Here is a 1,689-nt window from a genome sequence, read left to right on the forward strand (position 1 = left end):
CCGGCGGAGAGCACGCCGACGCGCTTGTCACCGGCACGCTGCGCCGCCACGACGGCGGCCCCCGCCGGCTGCTGGCGTCGCTCGCCGAGGCGCACGTGCGCGGGGCCGACGTCGACTGGGCCGCGGCGATCGGCCCGGCGGCGCGCGTGACCGACCTGCCCACCTACCCGTTCCAGCGGCGGCGGTTCTGGCTGCCGGGCGCGGCGGCCCGCCCGGCACCGTCCGCGGCGGCACCGGCCGTGGAGCTGCCGGACGTCTCCATACCGGCACAGAATGTTCCGGATCATGACACGGCCGCCCACCGCACGGACGCCCACCGCACGGACGCCCACGGCACGGACGCGGCGGTACCCGAAACGCCGGGGGCGCCGGGGGCGCCGTCCGCCGCCGGCCCGTCGTCGCGGCTGGCCCGCCGGCTCGCCGGGCTCGCCCCGCGGGAGCGCGACGCCGTCCTGCTCGACCTCGTCCGCGCGGCGGTGAGCAGCATCCTCGGGCACACCGGCCCGGCCGCGGTCAGCGCCGGGCGCACGTTCAGGGACCTCGGCCTGGACTCGATCGCGGCGGTGCAGTTCCGCGGCCTGCTGGCGGCCACCACCGGGCTGGCGCTGACGCCCACACTGACCTTCGACCACCCGACGCCCGCCGCGCTCGTCCGCCATCTCGCCGAGATCGTCGGCGTGGCCGGCGCGCCCGCCGGCACCGGCGCCGCTGGGGCCGCTGTGGGGGCCGCGGGCGGGAGCGGGACGGGAGCCGGCGCGGACGAGCCGGTCGCGATCGTCGCGGTCAGCGGGCGCTGGCCGGGCGGGGCCGACTCCCCCGAGGCGCTGTGGGACCTGCTCGCCGCCGGCCAGGACGCCATCGGCGGGTTCCCGACCGACCGCGGCTGGGACCTCGACGCCCTGTACGACCCGGCCGGCGCCGACGAGCACGGCACCGGCCGGCCCGGCACGTCCTACACCCGCCAGGGCGGCTTCCTCGACGGCGCCGGCCTGTTCGACGCCGCGTTCTTCGAGATCTCCCCGCGGGAGGCCGCCGCGATGGACCCCCAGCAGCGGCTGCTGCTGGAGGCCTCCTGGGAGGCGCTGGAGCGCGCCGGGATCGACCCGGTGACGCTGCGGGGCAGCTCGACCGGGGTGTTCGTCGGCGCCACCCCGCAGGACTACGGCCCGCGGCTGCACGAGGCCACCGGCGCGGCCGGCGGGTACGCGCTCACCGGCGGCCTGCCAAGCGTCGCCTCCGGCCGGGTGGCCTACGCCCTCGGCCTCGTCGGGCCGGCGATCACCGTGGACACCGCCTGCTCGTCGTCGCTGGTGGCACTGCACCTGGCCGTGAGCGCGCTGCGCTCCGGCGAGTGCGGGCTCGCGCTGGCCGGCGGGGTGACCGTGATGTCGACGCCCGGCATGTTCACCGAGTTCTCCCGGCAGCGCGGGCTGTCCGTGGACGGCCGCTGCAAACCGTTCGCCGCCGCCGCGGACGGCACCGCCTGGGCGGAGGCCGTAGGCGTGGTCGTGCTCGAGCGGCTGTCGGACGCGCGCCGCCACGGCCACCGCGTGCTGGCGGTGGTACGCGGCAGCGCGATCAACTCCGACGGCGCGAGCAACGGGCTGACCGCCCCCAACGGGCCGTCCCAGCAACGGGTGATCAACACGGCGCTCGCGGGCGCCGGCCTGGCCCCCGCCGACGTCGACG

General features: G+C 78.6%; 1 protein-coding gene. It reads left to right on the forward strand.

Translation table 11 applies throughout. The annotated features are described in order from the left end of the window. A partial coding sequence (locus NBW84_RS22650) for a beta-ketoacyl synthase N-terminal-like domain-containing protein (protein WP_250287248.1) occupies positions 1–1,689 on the forward strand: 1,689 nt, incomplete at both ends.

Source organism: Protofrankia sp. CiP1_Cm_nod2, from assembly GCF_920664355.1.
Classification (GTDB): domain Bacteria; phylum Actinomycetota; class Actinomycetes; order Frankiales; family Frankiaceae; genus Protofrankia.